This window comes from Antribacter sp. NEAU-D49 (assembly GCF_057158775.1).
In genome coordinates this window covers 17,435-38,376 of the sequence record NZ_JBXTSN010000029.1, presented here as the reverse complement: position 1 = coordinate 38,376, position 20,942 = coordinate 17,435, and the positions used below count along the sequence as shown (strand labels likewise).

Below are 20,942 nucleotides of genomic sequence, written 5' to 3'. Positions count from 1 at the left end.
CGTTCACTGGGTCACCGCCGCGGCGATGCCGGCGACGCCCGCGATCACCAGCACGCCGGTCAGGATCATGGCGGCGTACGAGCGGGCGTAGCCGTTCTGCATGCCGCGCACCTTCTCGCCCACCCGGGTGACGGTCCCGGCCAGGCCGAGCCAGCCGCCGTCGACCACGGCCTTGTCGCCGTAGACGAGCGAGCGGGTCAGGACCTGGCCGGGGAGCATCACGAGCGTCTCGTTGGTGGCGTCCTGGAACAGGTCGCGGCGGGCCGCGCGCGTCAGCGGGCTGCCGACGGGCGGGGTGACCGGGACCCGGGACACCGCGTACTGGCGGAAGGCGAGCAGGGCCGCGCCGATCACCAGGACGTGCGTGAGGATCACGAGCGGCCAGAACGGGATGACCGGCTCGCCGTGCTCGGCGTGCCCCGTCACGGGCTCGAGCCAGGTGGTGAACGTGCCGCCGATGGCGAGCAGGCCGCCCAGGGCGACCGAACCGACCGCCAGGATGATCATCGGCACCGTCATCAGCGCCGGGGACTCGTGCGGGTGATGGTCGTCGTCCCAGCGGCGCTGGCCGCCGAACGTCATGAAGAACAGGCGCGACATGTAGAAGGCGGTGATCGCGGCGCCCACCAGGGCCACCGAGCCGAACAGCCACGCCCGCCAGGGCTGGCCGTCCACCGGGACGAACGCCGTCTCGATGATGCCGTCCTTGCTCCAGAAGCCGGAGAAGGGGAACACGCCGAGGATCGCGAGCCAGCCGAGGCCCATCGTGATCCACGTGACCGGCAGGAACCGCGACAGCCCGCCGAAGCGGCGCATGTCCACCTCGTCGTCCATGCCGTGCATCACCGAGCCGGCGCCGAGGAACAGGCCCGCCTTGAAGAAGCCGTGCGTGAGCAGGTGGAAGATCGCGAAGCCGTACCCGACAGGGCCGAGCCCGGCGGCGAGCATCATGTACCCGATCTGCGACATCGTGGACGCGGCGAGCGCCTTCTTGATGTCGTCCTTGGCGCAGCCCACGATCGCCCCGAAGAGCAGGGTCACCGCTCCGACGCACACCACCACGAGCTGCGCCGTGGGTGCCGCCTCCAGGACGGGCGCGCTGCGCACCATGAGGTAGACGCCCGCCGTGACCATGGTGGCCGCGTGGATCAGGGCGGAGACCGGCGTGGGGCCCGCCATCGCGTCACCGAGCCAGGCCTGCAGCGGGAACTGCGCGGACTTGCCGCAGGCCGCGAGGAGGAGGCAGAGGGCGATCGCCGTCCACGTCGCCGTGCTCACGTCGCCCGCCTCGCCGGCGGCCGGCAGCACCTCAGCGAACTGGACCGAGCCCACGTTCGCGAACAGCAGCGCCATCGCCGCGATGAGCCCCATGTCGCCCACGCGGTTCATGACGAACGCCTTCTTGGCCGCCACCGCGTTGGGCCGCTTGTGGTCCCAGAACCCGATCAGCAGGTACGACGCCAGGCCCACGCCCTCCCAGCCCACGAACAGCAGCAGGTAGGAGTCCGCGAGGACGAGCGTGAGCATCGCCGCGACGAACAGGTTGAGGTAGGCGAAGAACCGGCGGCGGTGCGCGTCGTGCGCCATGTACGCCACCGAGTAGACGTGGATGAGCGTGCCCACGAAGGTCACGAGCATCACGAACGTCATCGACAGCGGGTCGAGACGCAGCCCGAGGTCCACGTCGAGCCCGCCCGCAGACAGCCACGTCCACAGGTGGTGGTCGACGACGCGCTCCTCGGCGGGGGTGCCGATCATCGCGAACAGCAGCACGAAGCCCGTCACGGCGGACGCCGCCGAGGCGACCACGCCGAGCCAGTGGCCCCAGCGGTCGGTGGCCCGGCCGCCGAGCAGGAGGATGGCCGCGCCGAGCAGGGGGAACCCCACGAGCCAGGGCGCGAGCCCTATCACGTTGTCCATGTGGCCTCAGCCCTTGAGGAGGTTGACGTCGTCGACCGAGGCCGAGCGGCGGGTACGGAAGATCGTCACGATGATCGCGAGGCCGACGACGACCTCTGCGGCCGCGACGACCATGACGAAGAACGCGAGCACCTGGCCCGTCAGGTCGCCGTGGAGACGGGCGAACGTGACGAACGCGAGGTTCGTGGCGTTGAGCATGAGCTCCACGCCCATGAACACCACGATGGCGTTGCGGCGCAGCAGCACCGTCGTGGCGCCGATCGCGAAGAGGATGCACGCCAGGACGGCGTAGTTGGTGATCTCCACGTCAGGCCTCCCGGGCCGGCTGGGTCGGCGTGCTGTCGCTCGTGTCGGTCCCGGCGGGGCGACCGGCGGCCGGGCCGACGGCGGTGCCGGCGTCTCCGCTCGTGTCGCTGCCCACGATGGCGGCCTCGGCGTCGAGCAGGTCGGTCGCCGACCGCTCCTGACCGCGGATCCGCAGCACGCGGGGGACGGACTCGGGCACCGGCCGGCCGGCCGGGTCGAGCGCGGGGGTGTCCATCGCGTTGTTCTGCGCGTAGACGCCCGGCGCCGGGAGCGGCGTCAGCGACACGCCCTCGGTGAGGGCGCGGACGCGCGCGTCGGCGGTGGTGCGCTGCGTGCGGCGCGTGGTGAGCCGACGGCGGTGGGTGAGCACCAGCGCACCCGTCGCCGCCGTGACCAGGAGGACGCCCACGGCCTCCATGGCGAGCACGTAGTCGCCGAACAGGACGCGCGCCAGCCCCACGGGGTTGCTCACCGCGTTGGCCTGCTCCAGCCCGACGGCGGGCGGGAACACGGCCTGCGCGACGACCCCGGTGAGGACCACGCCGAAGCCGAGGCCGAGGAGCACGCCGATCCAGCGCTGGCCCTTGATGGTCTCGGTCAGCGAGTCCGACGCGTCGACCCCCACCAGCATCAGCACGAAGAGGAACAGCATCATCACGGCGCCCGTGTAGACCACGACCTGCACGACGCCGAGGAACGGCGCCTCCTGCGCGACGTACATGATCGCCAGGCTGATCATCACGAACACCACGCACATCGCGGCGTGGACGGCGCGGCGCACGAACAGCAGCCCGAGCGCCGCCAGCACCATCAGCGGTGCCAGCACCCAGAACAGGGCGGTCTCACCGCCGGACACCTCCAGACCCGGGGTCATGCCGTCACCTCGCGCGTCTCGTTCGGGCTCCGGACCGAGCCGATCGCGGCCGCACCGGCCGCGCGCTCGGCGGCACCCGGGCCGTGGTCGGGTCGCAGCTCGTGCTGCAGCGGCGTCGGGAGGGGCGCCTTCCCGGAGGCGACGGCGTCCGCGGCGTCCACCGTGGGGTCGTCGGGCCGGTGCTCGCGCACCCAGGCGACCTGCGCCGCCGTCGGGCCGACGACGTCCCCGCGGTAGTACTCCGTGGCGGCCGTGCCCTCGGCCATGGGGTGGGGAGCCGCGAGCATGCCCTCCGCGAGGGGCGCGAGGAGGTCCTGCTTCTCGTAGATCATCCCCGCGCGGCTGTTGCCCGCCAGCTCGTAGTCGTTGGTCATCGTGAGCGCGCGCGTGGGGCACGCCTCGATGCACAGGCCGCAGAAGATGCAGCGCAGGTAGTTGATCTGGTAGACGCGGCCGTAGCGCTCGCCCGGGCTGATGTGCACGGGCACGGGCGAGCCGTCCTGCGGCACGTCGGCGTTGTCGGCGCCCTCCACGTAGATGGCGTCGGCCGGGCAGGCCCAGGCGCACAGCTCGCAGCCGATGCACTTCTCCAGGCCGTCGGCGTAGCGGTTGAGCTGGTGGCGGCCGTGGAAGCGGCGCTGCGGCGCCACCTTGTCGCGGGGGTACTGCTCGGTGACGACCGGCTTGAACATCGACGACAGCGTCACCCCGAAGCCCGCGACGGGCGCGAACAGCTCCTTGACCGGGCCCGCCTTGGGCCTGATGGGTTCGTAGTCACTCACCGGTGACACCTTCCTTCTGCAGGTCGTCCTGGTGCTCCTGGTCCGGCTGGTGCTCCAGCGGGGCACGGCGGCCACGCGGGGACGGCGGGAGCTTCTGGCCGGGCAGCGGCGGGACGGGGTACCCGTCCGCGAACGCGTCGAGCACGGCCGAGTCGTCGGGCTTGGCGGGTCTGGCGCGCTCGGGCCACAGCCAGATCGCGAGGAAGGCGACGCCGCAGACCACCGCGATGACGACCAACGTGCCCTGGAACGGCACCTCGGCGATCCGGCGGGCCCACTGCATGACGGCCACGACGACGGCGAACGCGAGCGCGACCGGGATGAGGACCTTCCAGCCGAAGACCATGAACTGGTCGTACCGGAGGCGCAGCAGCGTGCCGCGCACCCAGACGAAGACGAACATGACGGCCCACAGCTTCACGAGGAACCAGAGGACGGGCCACCAGCCCTCGTTGAGCATGCCGTCGCCGATCGCCGACAGGGGCCACGGAGCCCGCCAGCCGCCCAGGAAGAGGGTGACGCAGACCGCCGACACGTTGAGCATGTTGATGTACTCCGCGAGGAAGAACCACGCGAACTTCATCGACGAGTACTCCGTCATGTACCCGGAGACCAGCTCGCCCTCGGCCTCCGGGAGGTCGAACGGAAGGCGGTTGGTCTCGCCGATCATCGAGATGACGTAGACCACGAACGCCGGGAAGAGCGGGATGAACCACCAGAGCTGCGTCTGCGACTCCACGATCTGCGACGTCGACATCGACCCCGCCATGATGAAGACGCTCACCAGCGACAGGCCCATGGCCAGCTCGTACGAGATGACCTGGGCCGTGGACCGCACGGCACCGAGCAGGGGGTAGGTGGAGCCGGACGACCAGCCGCCCAGCACGATCCCGTAGACGCCGAGCGAGGCGCACGCCAGCACGTAGAGCACGGCGACCGGGAAGTCCGTGAGCTGCACGGGCGTGGTGAAGTCCGTGAACGGGATCGTCACCTCGGGCCCGAACGGGATGACGGCGAACACCAGCAGCGCGCAGAACACCGAGATCATCGGCGCCAGGAGGTAGGTCACGCGGTCGGCCCGCGTGACGTTGACGTCCTCCTTGAGCAGGAGCTTCATCGCGTCGGCGAGCGACTGGAGCAGACCGAACGGCCCGTGCCAGTTGGGGCCGGGCCGCACCTGCATGCGGGCCACGACCTTGCGCTCGAACCAGATCGCGAACAGCACGCTCGTGAGCAGGAAGACCACGATGAGCACGGCCTTGACCAGCGAGACCCAGATGTTGTCCTGCGAGAAGTCCGCGGCGACCCCGGGGATCATGCCTCGCTCCTCTCCACGCGGACCAGGTCGCCGGGAACGGCGCCCAGGGTGTCGTGCACGCGGCAGCCGGCGGAGGCCAGGGGGACCCAGACCACGCCGTCCACCATGTCGGCCACCGCGACCGGCACGGTGACCGCGCCGCGGTCGGTGGCCAGGGTGACCGTGTCGCCGTCGTACACGTCGAACGACGCGGCGGTGGCCGCCGACATGCGGGCGACCGCGCGCTTGGCCGTGCCGGCGAGGAAGGCCTCGCCGTCCTGGCCGCGGCCGTCGTCGAGCATGAGGCGCCAGGACGCGAGGACCGCGTGACCGGGGGCCACCACGGGCGGCTCACCCGCCTCGCCGTCGGGTGCGGGGGCGCGCAGGCCCTCCCACGGGCCGGGAGCCGCGACCGCGAGGTGCGCCTGGGCCGGCGTCGCGACGCCGAGCGGGGTACCGAGCTGCGCGGCCAGGGCATCCAGGACGCGGTGGTCGGGCAGGGCGGCCGAGTCGAGGGCCGCGGGGAAGGACCGGACGCGTCCCTCCCAGTTCCAGTAGGAGCCGGCACGCTCCACGGGCGGAGCGACCGGGAGCACCACGTCGGCGTACCGCGTGGCCTCCGAGGCCCGCACCTCCAGGCTCACCACGAATCCCGCCGCCTCCAGCGCGCGGCGCGCGTGGGCCGGGTCGGGAAGGTCGGCGAGCTCGACACCGCCCACGAGCACGCCGCCGAGCGTGCCCACGGACAGCGCGTCGAGGATGCCGGAGGTGTCCAGGCCGGGCTCCGCGGGCAGCTCAGAGGCGCCCCAGGCTGCGGCGATCTCCGCGCGGGCAGCCGGATCCGTGACCGGGCGTCCGCCGGGAAGCAGGTTGGGCAGGAGACCCGCCTCGACGCCGCCGCGCTCCCCCGCGCGGCGCGGGATCCACGCCAGCCGGGCGCCCGTGGCGTCCGCGAGGGCCAGGGCGGCCGTGTACGCGCCGGGCGAACCGGCGAGCCGCTCGCCCACGAGGATCACGGAGCCGGGCTGCGCGAGGGCCTCGATCTCGGGGCCGAGCAGGGCCGAGCCCGCCTCGGGCGGCAGCAGGCCGCCGGAGAGGCGGGTACGGAGCCCGTCGAGCCACTCGGCCTCGGTGCCGGGTGCCGCGGGCAGCAGCGTGCCGTGCATCCGGTCGAGCCCGCGCGAGGCGTACGGCGCCACGGAGAACACCTTGACGCCGTTGCGCTCGGCGCCCTTGCGGAGGCGGAGGAACGTGACCCCGGCCTCCTCCTCGGCCTCCAGGCCCACGAGCAGCACCGCCGGCGCCTTCTCCAGGTCACCGAAGGTCACGCCGACGCCCGTGCCCGCCACCGCGTGGGCCAGGAACGCGGCCTCCTCCGCGGAGTGGACGCGGACCCGCTGGTCCACGTCGTTGGTGCGGAGCACCGTGCGGGCGAACCGGGACCAGGCGTACGCGTCCTCGACGGTGAGACGCCCGCCGGGCAGCACGCCCACGCCGCCCGCCGCGCGCGCGGCGGCCAGACCGTTCGCGGCGACCTCGAGCGCCTCGGCCCAGGAGGCGGGCCGCAGCTCGCCCTTGGTCCCGTCGGCGGCGACGTCGCGCACCAGCGGGGTGGTCACGCGGTCGGGCGCGGACTGCCACGCGAAGGCGAAACGGTCCTTGTCGGTGATCCACTCCTCGTTGACGACGGGGTCGTCGCCCGACAGGCGGCGCATCACCACGCCGCGGCGGTGGTCCACGCGGATCGCCGAGCCGCACGCGTCGTGCTCGCCGATCCCCGGCGTCGACACGAGGTCGAACGGCCGCGAGCGGAACCGGTACGCCGCGCTCGTGAGGGCGCCCACCGGGCAGATCTGCACCGTGTTGCCCGAGTAGTAGGAGGAGAACGGCTGCCCGGACGTGTCGGGGTACGCCTCGCCCACCGGACGGTCCACAGCGGTGCCGCCGCGCGCGCCGCCGTCGAGCACCTCGACGTCGTAGCGGCCGATCTGCTGGTGCGCCCCGCGCTGCTGCAGCGCGATGAACGTGTCGCCCGCGATCTCCTCGCTGAACCGGGTGCAGCGCTGGCACAGCACGCACCGCTCGCGGTCGAGCAGGATCTGCGTGGAGATGGTCACGGGCTTGGGGAAGCGGCGCTTCACGTCCTGGAAGCGGGAGTCGGCCCGGCCGTTCGACATGGCCTGGTTCTGCAGGGGGCACTCGCCGCCCTTGTCGCAGACCGGGCAGTCGAGCGGGTGGTTCATGAGCAGCAGCTCCATGACCCCCTGCTGCGCCTTGTCGGCGACCGGCGACGTGACCTGCGTCTTGACGACCATGCCGGGCGTGGCCTCGAGCGTGCACGACGCCTGCGGCTTCGGCATGGGCCGCACGTTGCCCTCGCGGTCGGGGGTGGCGACCTCGACCAGGCACTGGCGGCAGGCGCCCGCGGGCGCGAGCAGCGGGTGGTCGCAGAACCGCGGGATCTGGATGCCGGCCTGCTCGGCGGCACGGATCACGAGGGTGCCCTTGGGCACCGCGAGCTCCACGCCGTCGATCGTGAACGTGACCAGGTCCGGCTTCTGGACCGGGCCCGGCTCGGCCGCGGCCGGCTTGGGGGTGGTGACGGTCATCGGTGACCTCCGGCGCCGGCGAGGACCGGCTGCGCTGACTTGGGGGTGTACGGGAAGAGTGCCGCGGCGCTCGGGTCGAACGGGCAGCCGTGGCCGTCGACGTGCGCCTGGTACTCGTCCCGGAAGAGCTTGATCGAGCTGGTGACGGGCGACGTGGCGCCGTCGCCCAGGGCGCAGAACGCCCGGCCCAGGATGTTGTCGCACAGGTCCAGGAGCAGGTCCATGTCCCCGTCGGTGCCCTCGCCCGTCTCGAGGCGGTGGAGCACCTGCTTCATCCAGTAGGTGCCCTCGCGGCACGGCGTGCACTTGCCGCACGACTCGTGCGCGTAGAAGTCGGTCCACCGGCTCACCGCACGCACCACGCAGACCGTCTCGTCGAAGATCTGCAGCGCGCGCGTGCCGAGCATCGACCCGGCGGCACCCACCGACTCGTAGTCGAGCGGGGTGTCGAGCTGGTCCGCCGTGAAGATGGGGGTCGACGACCCGCCCGGCGTCCAGAACTTCAGCTCGTGGCCCTCCCGCATGCCGCCCGCGAGGTCGAGGAGCTCGCGCAGCGTCACGCCGAGCGGAGCCTCGTACTGCCCCGGGCGCTGCACGTGGCCCGACAGGGAGAACAGGCCGTGGCCCTGCGACTTCTCGGTGCCCATGGCGGCGAACCAGTCGGCGCCGTTCTTGATGATGCCCGGCACGCTCGCGATCGACTCCACGTTGTTGACCACCGTGGGGCGCGCGTACAGGCCGGCGACCGCCGGGAACGGCGGCTTGAGCCGCGGCTGCCCGCGCAGGCCCTCCAGCGAGTCGAGCAGCGCGGTCTCCTCGCCGCAGATGTACGCGCCCGCACCCGCGTGGACCGTGACCTCCAGGTCGTACCCGCTGCCGAGCACGTCCTTGCCGAGGTACCCGGCGGCGTACGCCTCCTCGACCGCGGCCAGCAGGCGCCGGTACACGTGCAGCACCTCGCCGCGCACGTAGATGAACGCGTGGTGGCACCCGATGGCGTAGCTCGTGATGATCACGCCCTCGATCAGGTGCTGCGGGCTGGTGAGCATGAGCGGGATGTCCTTGCAGGTACCCGGCTCGGACTCGTCGGCGTTGACCACGAGGTACCGCGGGCCGCCGTCGGGCGGAGGCAGGAAGCCCCACTTCATGCCCGTGGGGAACCCGGCGCCGCCACGGCCGCGCAGGCCGGAGTCCTTGACCGCCTGCACCACGGCGCCCGGCTCCATCGCCAGGGCGGCGCGCAGGCCGTCGTAGCCGCCGTGCGCCTCGTACGTGCTCAGCTTCCAGGACCGCTCGGCGTCCCACGTGTCCGTCAGGATCGGGGTGAGCGTCATGACTGGCCTCCCTTGCCTGCGTCGGGCTTGGCCTCGGGCGTGCCGGGCTTGCCCTCGGGCTGCGTGTCGGACGGCGTGGTGGGCGTCCGGGCGGCGCTGGAGCCCTCGTCGCCGGGCTTGGGCGAGGTGGCCGACGGCGGCGCCGTCGCCTCCTCCTGTGCGGCGGGCTCCTGTGCGGCGGGCTCCTGTGCGGCGGGCGCGGCGCCGGCTTCCGGCGCCGTCCAGCCGCGCTCGCGGGCGATCCGCAGGCCCGCGAGGGTCGGGTCGCCGATGCCGGCGTCCTCGTCGGCTCGCCCGTCGGAGAACCCGGCCAGGACCCGGCTCATCTGCTTGAACGAGCACACGGAGGCCGCGCCCCGCGTGGGGGCCACCGCCTCGCCGGCGCGCAGCCGGTCGGCGAGGTCCACGGCCGAGCCCGGCGTCTGGTTGTCGAAGAACTCCCAGTTGACCATCACCACCGGCGCGTAGTCGCAGGCCGCGTTGCACTCGATGCGCTCGAGGGTGATCGCGCCGTCGTCGGTGGTCTCGTCGTGGCCCACGCCGAGGTGGTCGGCCAGCTCGTCGAAGATCGCGTCGCCGCCCATCACCGCGCAGAGCGTGTTGGTGCAGACGCCCACGGTGTACGTCCCGTTGGGGTGGCGCTTGTACTGGGTGTAGAACGTCGCCACCGCGGAGACCTCCGCGGCGCTGATCCCCAGCCGCTCCGCGCAGAACAGGATGCCGTCGCGGCTCACATAGCCGTCCACCGACTGCACCAGGTGCAGCATCGGCAGCAGGCCGGAGCGCGGGTCGGGATAGCGGGCCGTGATCGCCTCGGCATCGGCGACGAGCTGGGCGAGGGTCTCTGGGTCGTAGCCCGTCCGGGTCGGCTTCGCCGCTCCCGGGCCTGCGACCATCGGGTCGGCCGTCATCGGTCCACACCTCCCAGCACGGGGTCCAGGGACGCGACGGCGACGACGACGTCGGCCACCTGGCCGCCCTCGCACATCACCGAGACGGCCTGGAGGTTGTTGAACGAGGGGTCGCGGAAGTGCGCGCGGTAGGGACGCGTGCCGCCGTCGGAGACGAGGTGCACCCCGAGCTCGCCGCGCGGGTGCTCCACGGTCTGCCAGGCCTGGCCGGCCGGGACCCGGAAGCCCTCGGTGACCAGCTTGAAGTGGTGGATCAGGGCCTCCATCGAGGTGCCCATGATCTTCCGGATGTGCTCCAGGGAGTTGCCCTGGCCGTCGCCGCCGATCGCGAGCTGGGCGGGCCAGGCGATCTTCTTGTCGGCGACCATCACCGGCGAGCCGGCCGAGGCGTCGAGGCGGCCGAGGGCCTGCTCCACGAGCCGCATCGACTGGTAGCACTCCTCGATGCGGAGCACCGCGCGGGAGTAGCAGTCGGCGGCGGTGTCCGTCGGGACGTCGAAGTCGTACGTCTCGTAGCCGCAGTACGGCGCCTGCTTGCGCACGTCGTACGGCAGACCGGTGGACCGGAGCACCGGGCCGGTGATGCCGAGCGCCATGCAGCCCGCGAGGTTCAGCGCGCCCACGTCGGTGAGGCGGGCCTTGAAGATGGGGTTGGCGACCATGAGGTCGGCCAGCTGGCCCATGTAGCCGCGGACCCGCTCCATCGCCGACCGCGCCTGCGCCGTGAAGTCCTCGGGCACGTCCAGGGCGACGCCGCCCGGGCGGATGTACGCGTGGTTCATGCGCAGCCCCGTCACGGCCTCGAACAGCCGCAGGATCTCCTCACGGGCGGTGAACGCGACGGTCATCACCGTGGTGGCGCCCATCTCGTTGCCGCCCGTACCCAGACAGATCAGGTGGGACGAGATCCGGTTGAGCTCCATCATCAGCACCCGGATCTCCGAGGCCCGCTCGGGCACGTCGTCCGTGATGCCGAGCAGACGCTCGGTGGCCAGGCAGAACGCCGCCTCCTGGAACAGGGGCGCCACGTAGTCCATGCGGGTGCAGAACGTGGTGCCCTGCGTCCACGTCCGGAACTCCATGTTCTTCTCGATGCCCGTGTGCAGGTAGCCGATGCCCGCCCGGGCCTCGGTGACCGTCTCGCCGTCGATCTCGAGCATCAGGCGCAGCACCCCGTGCGTGGACGGGTGCTGCGGGCCCATGTTGACGACGATGCGCTCCTCGCCCACCGCCTCGCGGGCGATCTCGTCCCAGTCGCCGTCGCCGAACGCCTCGAAGGCGCGGACGGTGGAGGCCAGGTCGTCGTCGGCGGAGCGCGTGGCGCGGGGGGTTGCGGTAGGCGCACTCATGAGTACGACCTCCTCGTGTCCGGCGGGGGCACGGTGGCCCCCTTGTACTCGACGGGGATGCCGCCGAGGGGGTAGTCCTTGCGCTGCGGGTGCCCCACCCAGTCGTCGGGCATCTCGATGCGGGTCAGCGCGGGGTGGCCGTCGAAGATGAGGCCGAAGAAGTCGTACGTCTCGCGCTCGTGCCAGTCGTTCGTCGGGTACACGCTCACCGTCGACGGCACGTGCGGGTCCGCGTCCGGGGCGGCCACCTCCAGGCGCAGCCGGCGCCCGTGCGTGATCGACACCAGGTGGTACACCGCGTGCAGCTCGCGGCCCGTCTCGTGCGGGTAGTGCACGCCCGACACCCCGAGCGACATCTCGAAGCGCAGGTCCTGGTCGTCGCGCAGCGCCTGGCACACGGGTACCAGGTGCTCGCGGCGCACGTACAGCGTGAGCTCCACCTGCGGCGCGTCGGCCGTCGCGGCGCCGTGCCGGTCCACCACGACCTTCTCGACCGCGTCGTCGTACGCCAGGCCGCCCTCGGCCAGGACCTCCGCCAGGACGTCGACAACCTCGTCGAACCAGCTGCCGTAAGGACGCGCCGACGGGCCCGGCATGACCACGGGTGCCACCAGCCCGCCGTAGCCGGACGTGTCGCCGGCGTCGCCCACGCCGAACATGCCCTTGCGGACCTCGACGACCTCGAGCTGCGTGGCCCCGGCGGGAGGGGCGACCACGTCGCCGCCCGGGCCGCCGCCGTCGGGCAGCATGGCGCCGCTCATCGCAGGAGCCCCTTCATCTCGAACGTGGGGGTGGCCTCCAGCGCGGCGGCCTCGGCCGCGGCCGCGGCCTCGCGCCGGTTCACGCCCAGCGGCGACTGCTGGATCTGGTCATGGAGCGCGAGGATCGCGTTGATCAGCATCTCCGGGCGCGGCGGGCAGCCGGGCAGGTAGATGTCGACCGGCAGGATGTGGTCCACGCCCTGCACGATCGCGTAGTTGTTGAACATGCCGCCGCTGCTCGCGCACACGCCCATGGAGAGCACCCACTTGGGCTCGCTCATCTGGTCGTAGACCTGGCGCACCACGGGCGCCATCTTCTGGCTCACGCGGCCCGCCACGATCATCAGGTCGGCCTGGCGCGGCGACGCGCGGAAGACCTCCATGCCGAACCGGGACAGGTCGTACCGCGGCGCGCCGGCGGCCATCATCTCGATGGCACAGCACGCCAGGCCGAACGTCACCGGCCACAGCGAGGCCTTGCGGAGATAGCCGGCGAGATCCTCGATCGTCGTCAGCAGGAAACCTGATGGAGCTTCTTCGACACCCATTGCGCTTCCTTACTCGCGGGGCCCCCGTGGGCGCCGCACTAGTCAGACGTCACACCCAGTCGAAACCGCCGCGGCGCCACTCGTAGACGAACGGGACGGTGATGAGGGCCAGGAAGCCCAGCATCGCCACGAGCCCGAACGTCGCGAGGGTCGTGAAGTCGACCGCCCACGGATAGAGGAACACCACCTCGATGTCGAAGACGATGAACGTCATCGCGACCAGGTAGTACTTGATCGGCAGGCGCCCGCCGCCCGTTGCGTGGGGCGTGGGCTCGATGCCGCACTCGTACGCATCGAGCTTGGCGCGGTTGTAGCGCTTGGGCCCGATCACGGCGCTCGCCGCGACACCGCCCAGCGCGAGGACTGCCGCCACGGCCATCAGGACCAGGACGGGGACATAGGGGTTGGTCATGCTCGGATCTCCCTCATGAACGAGGCACCACCCTGGTGAGCCCGGCGATGACGCGGTCGATCCAGTCGCCGCCGCGGGGCTCGTAACAGTCGGACAAGAGCTTGAGCGTGAACTGCATGACGACCTTGCGCGGAAGGCCGTACCGGACGCACACCCGCATCACCTCGGGGTGCTCGATGAGCCGCACGAACCAGCGGCCCAGCGTGTAGTAGCCGCCGAGGTCCGCACGCATGCGGTCGGCGTACGTGGCGAGGGCGGCCTCGCGGGCCGCTCCGGTGTTCTTGACCCGGGCCTGGACGATCGCGTCCGCCGCGACCCGGCCGGCCTGCAGCCCGTACGCGATGCCCTCGCCGTTGAACGGGCTCACCATGCCCGCGGAGTCGCCCGCGAGGAGCACCCCGCCGGAGTACAGCGGGCCGCGGTTGAAACCCATCGGGAGCGCGGCACCGCGGACCGGGCCCGTGGCGGCCTCGGGGCTGAGCTCCCAGCCCTCAGGGGCGCTGTTGCGGAGCCACGTGTCCTGGAGGCGGCGGTAGTCGATGCCCGCGGCGGACTGGCGGGCGGGCGTGGAGTGGACGCTGCCCAGCCCCACGTTCGCCGTGCCGTCGCCCAGCGGGAAGATCCAGCCGTAGCCGGGGAGCAGGTCGCTCTTGCCCGGCGCGCCCGACCACAGCTCCAGGTGCGACTCCATGAACGGGTCGTCGTGCCGCGGGGTGCGGTAGTAGGCGCGCACCGCCGTGCCCATCGGGCGGTCGTCGCGGCGCGTGATGCCCAGGCTCGTGGCGAAGCGCGAGCTGACGCCGTCGGCCGCGACCACGACGGGGGCGCGGAGCTCGCGCGGCTCGCCGTCGGCCCGCCCGGCCGCGTCCAGGCCCTGCACGACGACGCCCGCGACCCGGCCCGACCGCTCGTCGCGGACCGGACCCGTGACCTTGGTGCGCTCGAGCAGCTTCGCGCCGCTCGCCTGCGCGTGCTGCGCCAAGGTGTGGTCCAGGGTCATGCGGGAGCGGGCCATGCCGTACCCGGGGTAGCTCGTGAGGTCGGGCCAGTCGAGCTCGTAGCTGCGGCCGCCGCCGTGGACCCGCAGGCCACGGTTGCGGATCCAGCCGTCCTCCTCGCGGGTGGCCACGCCCATGCGGGCCAGCTCGGCGACCGCGCGCGGCGTCAGGCCGTCGCCGCAGATCTTGTCGCGGGGGAACTCGCCCTTCTCCAGCAGCAGCACGTCCAGGCCCGCGGCCGCGCACCAGTGCGCGGTGGACGAGCCGGCGGGGCCGGCGCCCACCACGATGACGTCCGCGTCGTCGCGGGATGCTGCTCGCACGTGCTCACCCCCAGGTCGTGAACTCGCTGCTTGATGACAGGGCCTTGTGAACCCTGTCACAACACCGTCACCCTAGCCACACAGACGGGGGTTTCACCAGCAAGGCTGTCCTAACCTTTTGCTGGGACTTTTCGGGCACTGCGCGGACCCGGCGGCGGCAGGGTCATGTGATCGGCAAAACGGGGCATGATCGGCAGTTCGAACTGCCGATCATGCCCCGAACTACCGATCACGCGGGGTGCGGGCGGGCGGGTACGCGCGCGGGGTGCGGGCGGGTAGGTCAGGCCGGGCGCGAGCCTCGGTGGAGCGCCACGATCCCGCCGGACACGTTCCGGTACGCGACCCGCTCCCAGCCGGCGCCGAGCATCAGCCGGGCGAGGGCCTCCTGGTCGGGCCACTCGCGGATCGACTCGGTGAGGTACTCGTAGGAGCTGCGGTCGGTGCTGACCGTCCGGGCCAGCACCGGCAGCACCCGCAGGAAGCCCTCGTGGTACGCCAGGCGGAACGGCGCCCAGGTAGGCGTGGAGAACTCCGCGATGACCACGCGCCCGCCGGGCCGCACCACCCGCAGCATCTCGCGGAGCGCGGCGCTGGTGTCCACGACGTTCCGCAGCCCGAAGCTGATGGTCACGGCGTCGAAGCTGGCGTCGGCGAACGGCAGGCGGGTGGCGTCACCCGCGACGAACGGCAGGTCGGGCCGCCGCTCCTTGCCGACCCGGAGCATGCCGAGCGAGAAGTCCGACGGCACCACGTACGCGCCGCCGTCCGCGAACGGCTCCGAGCTGGTGCCGGTGCCGGCGGCCAGGTCGAGCACGCGCTCGCCGGGCATCGCGGCGACGGCGTCGACGGTGAGCCTGCGCCAGCGACGATCCTGGCCCAGGGAGATCAGGTCGTTGGTCAGGTCGTACCGGCGGGCGATGCCGTCGAACATCGACGCGACCTCGTCGGGCTTCTTCTCCAGGCTTGCTCGGGACATGGCCCGATCTTTCCACGGACGGGGCCTCGGCGGCTGCGCGGCCCGTGCCGTGTGTGAGGCCTGCCACGGCCGTCCGGCGAGCCCTCCCGGCCGACCTATCCTGAGGAGTGATGACCGCACTGCCCGCCGGCGTGAGCACGCCGCACCTCGACACGTCCCCCGTGGACGCCACGCTCGTGGTCCGCACCGTCCCGATCGACCTCGGCGACGGGCTCACCGCCCTGACCGACCTGCTGCCCGACACCCAGCCGCTCGCCTGGGTCCGCCGTGGCGACGGCCTGGTGGGCTGGGGCGAGGTGCTGCGGCTGGAGACGCTGGGCCCCGGCCGGTTCGCGGACGCCGAGGACGCCTGGCGCACGGTCCTCGCCCGGGCCGTCGTGGTGGACGACGTGGGCCTCCCCGGCACCGGCCCGGTCGCGTTCGGCTCGTTCGCGTTCGACGACACCGAGCCCGGCGACGAGGACGAGGACCCCGCGCGCCCCGGCGGCGTCCTCGTCGTTCCCGAGGTGGTGGTGGGCCGTCGCGGCACGGTGGCCTGGCTCACTGTCGTCTCCCGCCTGGACGACGCCGCCCCCGCGCCGGGCGCCGCCCTCCTCGCGGCCACGCCACGCTCTCCCGTCACCTCGCCCGGCCGCGTCACGGTGTCCGACGGCGCCGTGGCCGCCTCCGACTGGCCCGAGGTCGTCGCGGAGGGGGTGGCCCGGATCAAGGCCGGCGAGCTCGAGAAGGTGGTGCTCGCGCGGGACGTGCTGGCACGTGCCGAGCGGCCCGTCGACCCGCGGTTCCTGCTGGGGCGCCTCGCCACCGCCTACGAGGCGTGCTGGACGTTCAGCGTGGCCGGGATGGTGGGCGCCACGCCGGAGCTGCTCGTGCGGAGCGAGAAGGGCCTGGTCACCTCGCGGGTGCTGGCCGGCACCATCGGCCGGTCGGCGGTGGCTGGCGGCCCGGAGGGCGACGCCGACCTGCTGCGGGCCGCCCAGCTCGCGCGGTCGTCCAAGGACCTGGAGGAGCACGAGTACGCCGTGGCGTCCGTCGCCGCCGCGCTCGACCCCTTCTGCACGTCGATGAACGTGCCGGAGGCGCCGTTCGTGCTGCACCTGCCCAACGTCATGCACCTGGCCACCGACGTCACGGGCGTGCTCGACCAGGCCGGCGACGAGGCGCCGTCGTCCCTCTCCCTCGCGGCCGCGCTGCACCCCAGCGCCGCCGTGTGCGGCACCCCGACGCTCGCTGCGCGCGCGCTGATCCGCGAGATCGAGGGCCTGGACCGGGCGCGCTACGCGGGTCCGGTGGGCTGGCTGGGCGCCGACGGCGACGGCGAGTGGGGCATCGCGCTGCGCTCGGCGGAGCTGTCGGCGCGCGACCCCCGGCAGGTCCGGCTGTTCGCGGGCTGCGGCATCGTCGCGGCGTCCGACCCGCAGGCGGAGCTGGCCGAGTCCGAGGCCAAGCTGGAGCCGATGCGCCACGCGCTGGGCGCCTGAGGGCGCGGGTGGCTCTCCGGTTCGGTCCCGCCGCCGGGGGGTTGTGGCGTCGCCGAGAGAGGCGTCCGGAGGGCCTGTCCCCGCGTCCGGACGCCTCTCTCGGCGACGCACATCGCTCTCAGCTGCTCCAGACCTGCTCGCGGAAGCCGTTCCAGACCTGGACGTCCGACGTCGCGCCGACCAGCCCCATCCGGGCGTCCACCAGGCCGAGCAGGATCTCCACGAACGAGGCGCCGTCGGCCACCCGGGTGGCCACCTCGACCAGGTCGGACCCGTCGGGCAGGTTCGCGTGGATGGACGACACGTACATCTGGACGTTCCCCCGCAGCTCCACCGATCCCGCGTTGGTCTCCGTCCCGGCGACCGTGCCGGAATGGCCGGGCCGGTCGTCGTAGGCGTACGTCCTGAGCCAGAAGCCGTCGACGGTGAGCTCGCTCGCCGACAGCCGGATCACGTCCCGGCGCCCGTTCCCGTTGGGGTCACCGCCCGTGACCGGCACGTTCACGAGGCCGATCCCCGTGAGCCCGGTCAGAGGGTGCAGGTCGCGGCTCTCGAGGTCACCGGGCAGGGAGAACAGGTTCCCGTCGGCGGGCGAGCCGCAGTCGCCGGGCAGCTGGAGGTTCACGTCGAACTCGCCGCCGAGCACCAGCTCGACGCACTCGCCCAGCTCGAGCTCGACCGCCTCCGCGACGATCGCCTCCGCCTCCTCGGGCTGGATCTCGCCGTCCTCCTGGGCCGCGGCGACCGCCCCGTCGGGACCCTCCACGGGCTCGCCCTCCACAGGCTCGCCCGGGGGATCGCCGTCGACGGCGTCCCCGACCCCGTCGACCACGCCGCCGGCTGCGTCGCCGACGCCGTCCACGACGTCGTCGACCGGGTTGCCGTCGCCGCTGGGCGAGGCGGACGGGGACGGGGTGGGCGTGGGGGACGGCGTCGGGCACGTGACGATCGGGAGCCACGGCACGGGGTCCCAGCAGTCGGCGGCCGCCGGCAGCGGCGCCGCCGACAGCCCGCCGGTCGCCAGCACACCCGCCAGCACCACGGCGGCGGAGCGCTCGCCCGCGGCCCGTCGTCGGCCCGCGTCCACCGCGGGCGGCGCGGGCGGCGCGGGCGGCAGGGGGATTCCCGCCCGGCTGCCCGACGGCGCCTCGGCCGCCTCCGGCTCGGGCGTCACGGCAGGCACGGGGCCGGGCTGGTTGGCCGCCTCCGCGGCCGACGCCTGGTCGGCCAAGGCCGACTCGTCCGCCGCCTCCGCGGCGGGCGCCTCGGCGGGGGCCGCGTCGCCCGCAGCCGGACCGGCTGCCGCGTCGTGACCCACCTTCGGCGCGAGCCACGACACGATCGTCACGCCGCCCGCGACGCCCAGCAGGAAGCCCACGAAGAAGCCCCCCAGGTTCACGCCCACGAGCGTGTACACGGAGATCAGCAGGGCCACCACGCCGTAGAACACGTGCTGGACGGGCTGCAGCACCGCCAGCACGCCCACCACCATCAGGACCAGCGGGAGGAGCGTGGCCTGGGCACCCTGGACGCCGAACGCGACGGACATGTGCTCCAGGTCGATGGGCCCGGAGAGCAGGAGCTCCACGCCGGCGAGGATCGTCAGGAGCCCGCCGACGAACGGCCGCTCCCTCCGCCAGGCACGGAAGCCCCGAGGCATCGCGACGGTGGAGCGCGCGGCTGCGCCGAGCGCGCGGACCCTGCCCCGGAGCCCGCCGCCCGCCGAGCCGTCGCCCGGGCTCAGAAGCACTCCTGACCGTCCGTGACCTTGAGGCTCAGGTCGGTGAGCTGGAACACCGCTGCCTGCGTGCTCCACGCGACCTGCTTGAGACCGTCGATCGTGATGGTGTCGGAGTCCATGGCGAAGTCGCCTGCCGCGCCCTTGGCGTCGGTGGTGACGGTGGACGCGTCCACGCCGATCCGGATGTTGTTGAAGACGGCCGTGCCCTGGAGGTCGTTCATGCCGATCTGCAGGTCGGTGGCGCTCGCGGGGACGTCGCCCGCGCCCGCGCTGATCAGCACGCCGACCTTGCCCAGCGGCGTGTCCTGAACCATCGACTGGCAGAGGTTCGTCAGCTTGGCCTCGCGGATGTTCGCGATGGCGGTGGGGTGCTCCACACCGTCCTGGCCGGTCGCCAGGCCTGCGTACTGGGAGAAGCCGACGCCCTCGAGGTAGTCGGCGGAGATCTTGAACTGGCTACCCGACACGGTGAACGCCACGGGCACGGCTCCCTGGGCGACACCGCCCAGGAGCACCGTCGACGCGACGACGACCGGTACGACGGCGAGAGCGACACGTCCCTTGCGTGACGCCGTGAGCTTGCTGAGCTTCATAGGGGATCCCCTCGGACGCAACGGGAACGACAGCCTTGTCGTCCACGCGAGACCCTAGGCAATTACTGACTCAGCGTCAATTGTCCGCGCGGCGCTCCTCTGCGACCTGCCCGATATGCTCGCCCCATGGCAACCGGCCGGCGCACCCGCCTCCGCCCCGAGGAGCGACGCAACCAGCTCGTCGCGCTCGGCGTGGCGACCCTGGCCGACCGCGCCCTCGCCGACGTGACGGTCGAGGAGATCGCCGCCGAGGCAGGCGTCTCGACCGGGCTCGTCTACTACTACTTCGGCTCGAAGAACGGCCTCCACCAGGAGATCGTCCGCCGGGCCCGCGACTCGATGCTGCACGCGTCGGAGCCGCGCGACGACCTCCCGCCTGTCCCCCGCCTGCGCGACACCCTCACGCGGCTGGTCCGGTACGTGCGCGAGCACGGGCCCACCTTCTACTCCCTGGTGCGCGGTGCCGCGAGCGGCGACGAGGAGGTGCGGGCCGTCATCGAGGACGCCCGGCGCGAGCAGACCGAGCGTGCGCTCACGGGGATGCTCCAGCTCGGCGCACCCGACACGCCGCTTGTGCGCATCGCCGTGCGGTCGTGGGTCGCCCTCGCCGAGCAGACCCTCGTCGACGGCGGCATCGGCACCGACCTGCCCGCTGAGGACCTGGTGCGCTATCTCGAGCACAGCCTGCTGGCCGTCGTCGGCGCAGCAGAGCCCGGGTCGGCCGCGGCGCTCGTCGAGGCCGCCGTCGCCGGCGGAGCCTCGCGCGACGAGGCGCTCGGCGCTGCACCTGCCGTCGAGCTGCCCAGCCGCGCCTGAACGCCCGCCCTACAGCACCTTCACGAGGAGCAGGCAGGGGTTGTCCGGCCACAGGTCGGGGAACTCCTCGACGGGGACGAAACCGCACGCCTGGTAGAACGCCCGGGTGTGGTCGTACCCCTCAGGATCCGGGCGGGACGGGCCGAGCGTCTTCACGCTGAGCAGCCGCACGCCCTGCGCACGCAGGTCCTCCTCGACCTGGGCCAGGAGCGCACGACCGATCCCCGTGCGGTGCCGGGCCCGCCGGACGGCGAGCAGGTGCACCTCGGCGCTCGTCGGGTAGCGGTGGTTCAGCAGCAGGATGCCCTGGGCGTCGTGCACGTCGAGGGGCGGGGCGGGGAGCACCGCGGGAGCCAGCAGCGGCACCGACGTCGCCACCGGCAGCGGGGCACCCACCAGGGAGGGCGCGGCTACCGCCGCTCCTGCCGTCGACGAGACGAGCGGCGCCACGGGGAGCGGGGCCGAGAGCCTCGCGGGCACGTGCCCGCGGCCGGCCGTCGAGGGCTTCACGGCGCGGGTGGCCTCGGGCGCGGGGACAGCGGCAGCCACCTGCGGCCCCGCATGCCCGGACCCGCCCGGCAGGGAGGCGGCCGCGACGTAGTTGACGTACCGGTCGGCCGCCTCCACGTACTCGTGCGTGTACTTCTCCGAGCCGAACCACTCCGGCAGCTCGGCGAGGATGTCATGGGCGACGTCGGACCGGCCGAGCGTCCGCACGACAGTGAACGACGCAGTCACGGGCACAACGTATCCCCGCGATCACGCCTTCACCGAGTGAAGGTGAGGTTCGCCACTAATGTAGTTTTTCTCCCCGGAGTGGCGCGCGCCGCGCGTGTCGCCCAGCCCCCTCCCCAAGCCGTGGGGGGGTTGGGGTGGGGGGGCAGAAAGCGGGGGGAGTTGGGCCCCACCCC

Annotated in this window: 19 protein-coding genes; 2 read left to right on the top strand and 17 right to left on the bottom strand. The window is 72.8% G+C overall.

Annotation, left to right across the window (positions count from 1 at the left end; translation table 11 throughout):
• Positions 1–3: 3 nt before the first annotated feature.
• From nuoL to AC060K_RS18890, 14 genes are all read right to left on the bottom strand, one after another.
• A complete protein-coding gene (gene nuoL, locus AC060K_RS18955) occupies positions 4–1,920 on the bottom strand; it encodes an NADH-quinone oxidoreductase subunit L (protein ID WP_483766904.1) in 1,917 nt (638 codons plus the stop codon).
• A gap of 6 nt (positions 1,921–1,926) precedes the next feature.
• The gene (gene nuoK / locus AC060K_RS18950; protein ID WP_483766903.1) at positions 1,927–2,226 is read right to left on the bottom strand and encodes an NADH-quinone oxidoreductase subunit NuoK; all 300 of its coding nucleotides are present in this window, start codon (positions 2,224–2,226) and stop codon (positions 1,927–1,929) included.
• A gap of 1 nt (position 2,227) precedes the next feature.
• A complete protein-coding gene (locus AC060K_RS18945; protein WP_483766902.1) occupies positions 2,228–3,100 on the bottom strand; it encodes an NADH-quinone oxidoreductase subunit J in 873 nt (290 codons plus the stop codon).
• The gene (gene nuoI / locus AC060K_RS18940; RefSeq protein ID WP_483766901.1) at positions 3,097–3,882 is read right to left on the bottom strand and encodes an NADH-quinone oxidoreductase subunit NuoI; all 786 of its coding nucleotides are present in this window, start codon (positions 3,880–3,882) and stop codon (positions 3,097–3,099) included. Before nuoI ends, AC060K_RS18945 begins: the two co-directional genes overlap by 4 nt.
• Positions 3,875–5,200: an NADH-quinone oxidoreductase subunit NuoH gene (gene nuoH, locus AC060K_RS18935; RefSeq protein ID WP_483766900.1), complete on the bottom strand. Its 1,326-nt coding sequence runs from the start codon at positions 5,198–5,200 to the stop codon at positions 3,875–3,877. The genes nuoI and nuoH overlap by 8 nt, the downstream gene beginning before the upstream one ends.
• Positions 5,197–7,788, bottom strand: a complete 2,592-nt coding sequence (locus tag AC060K_RS18930; RefSeq protein WP_483766899.1) for an NADH-quinone oxidoreductase subunit G — start codon at positions 7,786–7,788, stop codon at positions 5,197–5,199. The genes nuoH and AC060K_RS18930 overlap by 4 nt, the downstream gene beginning before the upstream one ends.
• Complete coding sequence (nuoF, locus tag AC060K_RS18925; RefSeq protein WP_483766898.1) at positions 7,785–9,122, bottom strand: NADH-quinone oxidoreductase subunit NuoF; 1,338 nt, start codon at positions 9,120–9,122, stop codon at positions 7,785–7,787. The genes AC060K_RS18930 and nuoF overlap by 4 nt, the downstream gene beginning before the upstream one ends.
• On the bottom strand, positions 9,119–10,033 hold the full coding sequence (nuoE, locus tag AC060K_RS18920; protein ID WP_483766897.1) for an NADH-quinone oxidoreductase subunit NuoE: 915 nt from the start codon (positions 10,031–10,033) through the stop codon (positions 9,119–9,121). The genes nuoF and nuoE overlap by 4 nt, the downstream gene beginning before the upstream one ends.
• Positions 10,030–11,382, bottom strand: a complete 1,353-nt coding sequence (locus tag AC060K_RS18915) for an NADH-quinone oxidoreductase subunit D (RefSeq protein WP_483766896.1) — start codon at positions 11,380–11,382, stop codon at positions 10,030–10,032. Before AC060K_RS18915 ends, nuoE begins: the two co-directional genes overlap by 4 nt.
• Positions 11,379–12,143 carry an NADH-quinone oxidoreductase subunit C gene (locus tag AC060K_RS18910; protein WP_483766895.1) on the bottom strand — a complete coding sequence of 255 codons (765 nt, stop codon included), beginning with the start codon at positions 12,141–12,143 and terminating at the stop codon, positions 11,379–11,381. Before AC060K_RS18910 ends, AC060K_RS18915 begins: the two co-directional genes overlap by 4 nt.
• Entirely contained in the window at positions 12,140–12,691 is a 552-nt protein-coding gene (locus AC060K_RS18905; RefSeq protein WP_483766894.1) for a NuoB/complex I 20 kDa subunit family protein, read from the bottom strand. The genes AC060K_RS18910 and AC060K_RS18905 overlap by 4 nt, the downstream gene beginning before the upstream one ends.
• 49 nt (positions 12,692–12,740) lie before the next feature.
• A complete protein-coding gene (locus AC060K_RS18900; RefSeq protein WP_125773443.1) occupies positions 12,741–13,103 on the bottom strand; it encodes an NADH-quinone oxidoreductase subunit A in 363 nt (120 codons plus the stop codon).
• 13 nt (positions 13,104–13,116) lie between these two features.
• The gene (locus AC060K_RS18895) at positions 13,117–14,424 is read right to left on the bottom strand and encodes a geranylgeranyl reductase family protein (RefSeq protein ID WP_483766893.1); all 1,308 of its coding nucleotides are present in this window, start codon (positions 14,422–14,424) and stop codon (positions 13,117–13,119) included.
• Between the two features lie 280 nt (positions 14,425–14,704).
• On the bottom strand, positions 14,705–15,400 hold the full coding sequence (locus AC060K_RS18890; protein ID WP_483766892.1) for a demethylmenaquinone methyltransferase: 696 nt from the start codon (positions 15,398–15,400) through the stop codon (positions 14,705–14,707).
• Between the two features lie 110 nt (positions 15,401–15,510).
• Between AC060K_RS18890 and AC060K_RS18885 the strand changes: the two genes are divergently transcribed.
• Positions 15,511–16,881 (top strand): isochorismate synthase, encoded by a 1,371-nt coding sequence (locus tag AC060K_RS18885; protein WP_483766891.1) that lies wholly within the window; start codon positions 15,511–15,513, stop codon positions 16,879–16,881.
• Positions 16,882–16,999: 118 nt separating this feature from the next.
• Here the strand turns inward: AC060K_RS18885 and AC060K_RS18880 are convergent, their stop codons facing one another.
• Both AC060K_RS18880 and AC060K_RS18875 read right to left on the bottom strand, forming a co-directional pair.
• Entirely contained in the window at positions 17,000–18,631 is a 1,632-nt protein-coding gene (locus AC060K_RS18880) for a DUF6114 domain-containing protein (protein WP_483766890.1), read from the bottom strand.
• On the bottom strand, positions 18,622–19,215 hold the full coding sequence (locus tag AC060K_RS18875) for a DUF6230 family protein (RefSeq protein WP_483766889.1): 594 nt from the start codon (positions 19,213–19,215) through the stop codon (positions 18,622–18,624). The genes AC060K_RS18880 and AC060K_RS18875 overlap by 10 nt, the downstream gene beginning before the upstream one ends.
• Before the next feature lie 126 nt (positions 19,216–19,341).
• Between AC060K_RS18875 and AC060K_RS18870 the strand changes: the two genes are divergently transcribed.
• Positions 19,342–20,031, top strand: coding sequence for a TetR/AcrR family transcriptional regulator (locus AC060K_RS18870; RefSeq protein WP_483766888.1), 690 nt, complete (start codon positions 19,342–19,344; stop codon positions 20,029–20,031).
• Positions 20,032–20,040: 9 nt separating this feature from the next.
• On the opposite strand, the gene AC060K_RS18865 is transcribed toward AC060K_RS18870, so the two are convergent.
• Complete coding sequence (locus AC060K_RS18865; protein ID WP_483766887.1) at positions 20,041–20,769, bottom strand: GNAT family N-acetyltransferase; 729 nt, start codon at positions 20,767–20,769, stop codon at positions 20,041–20,043.
• Positions 20,770–20,942 lie beyond the last annotated feature (173 nt).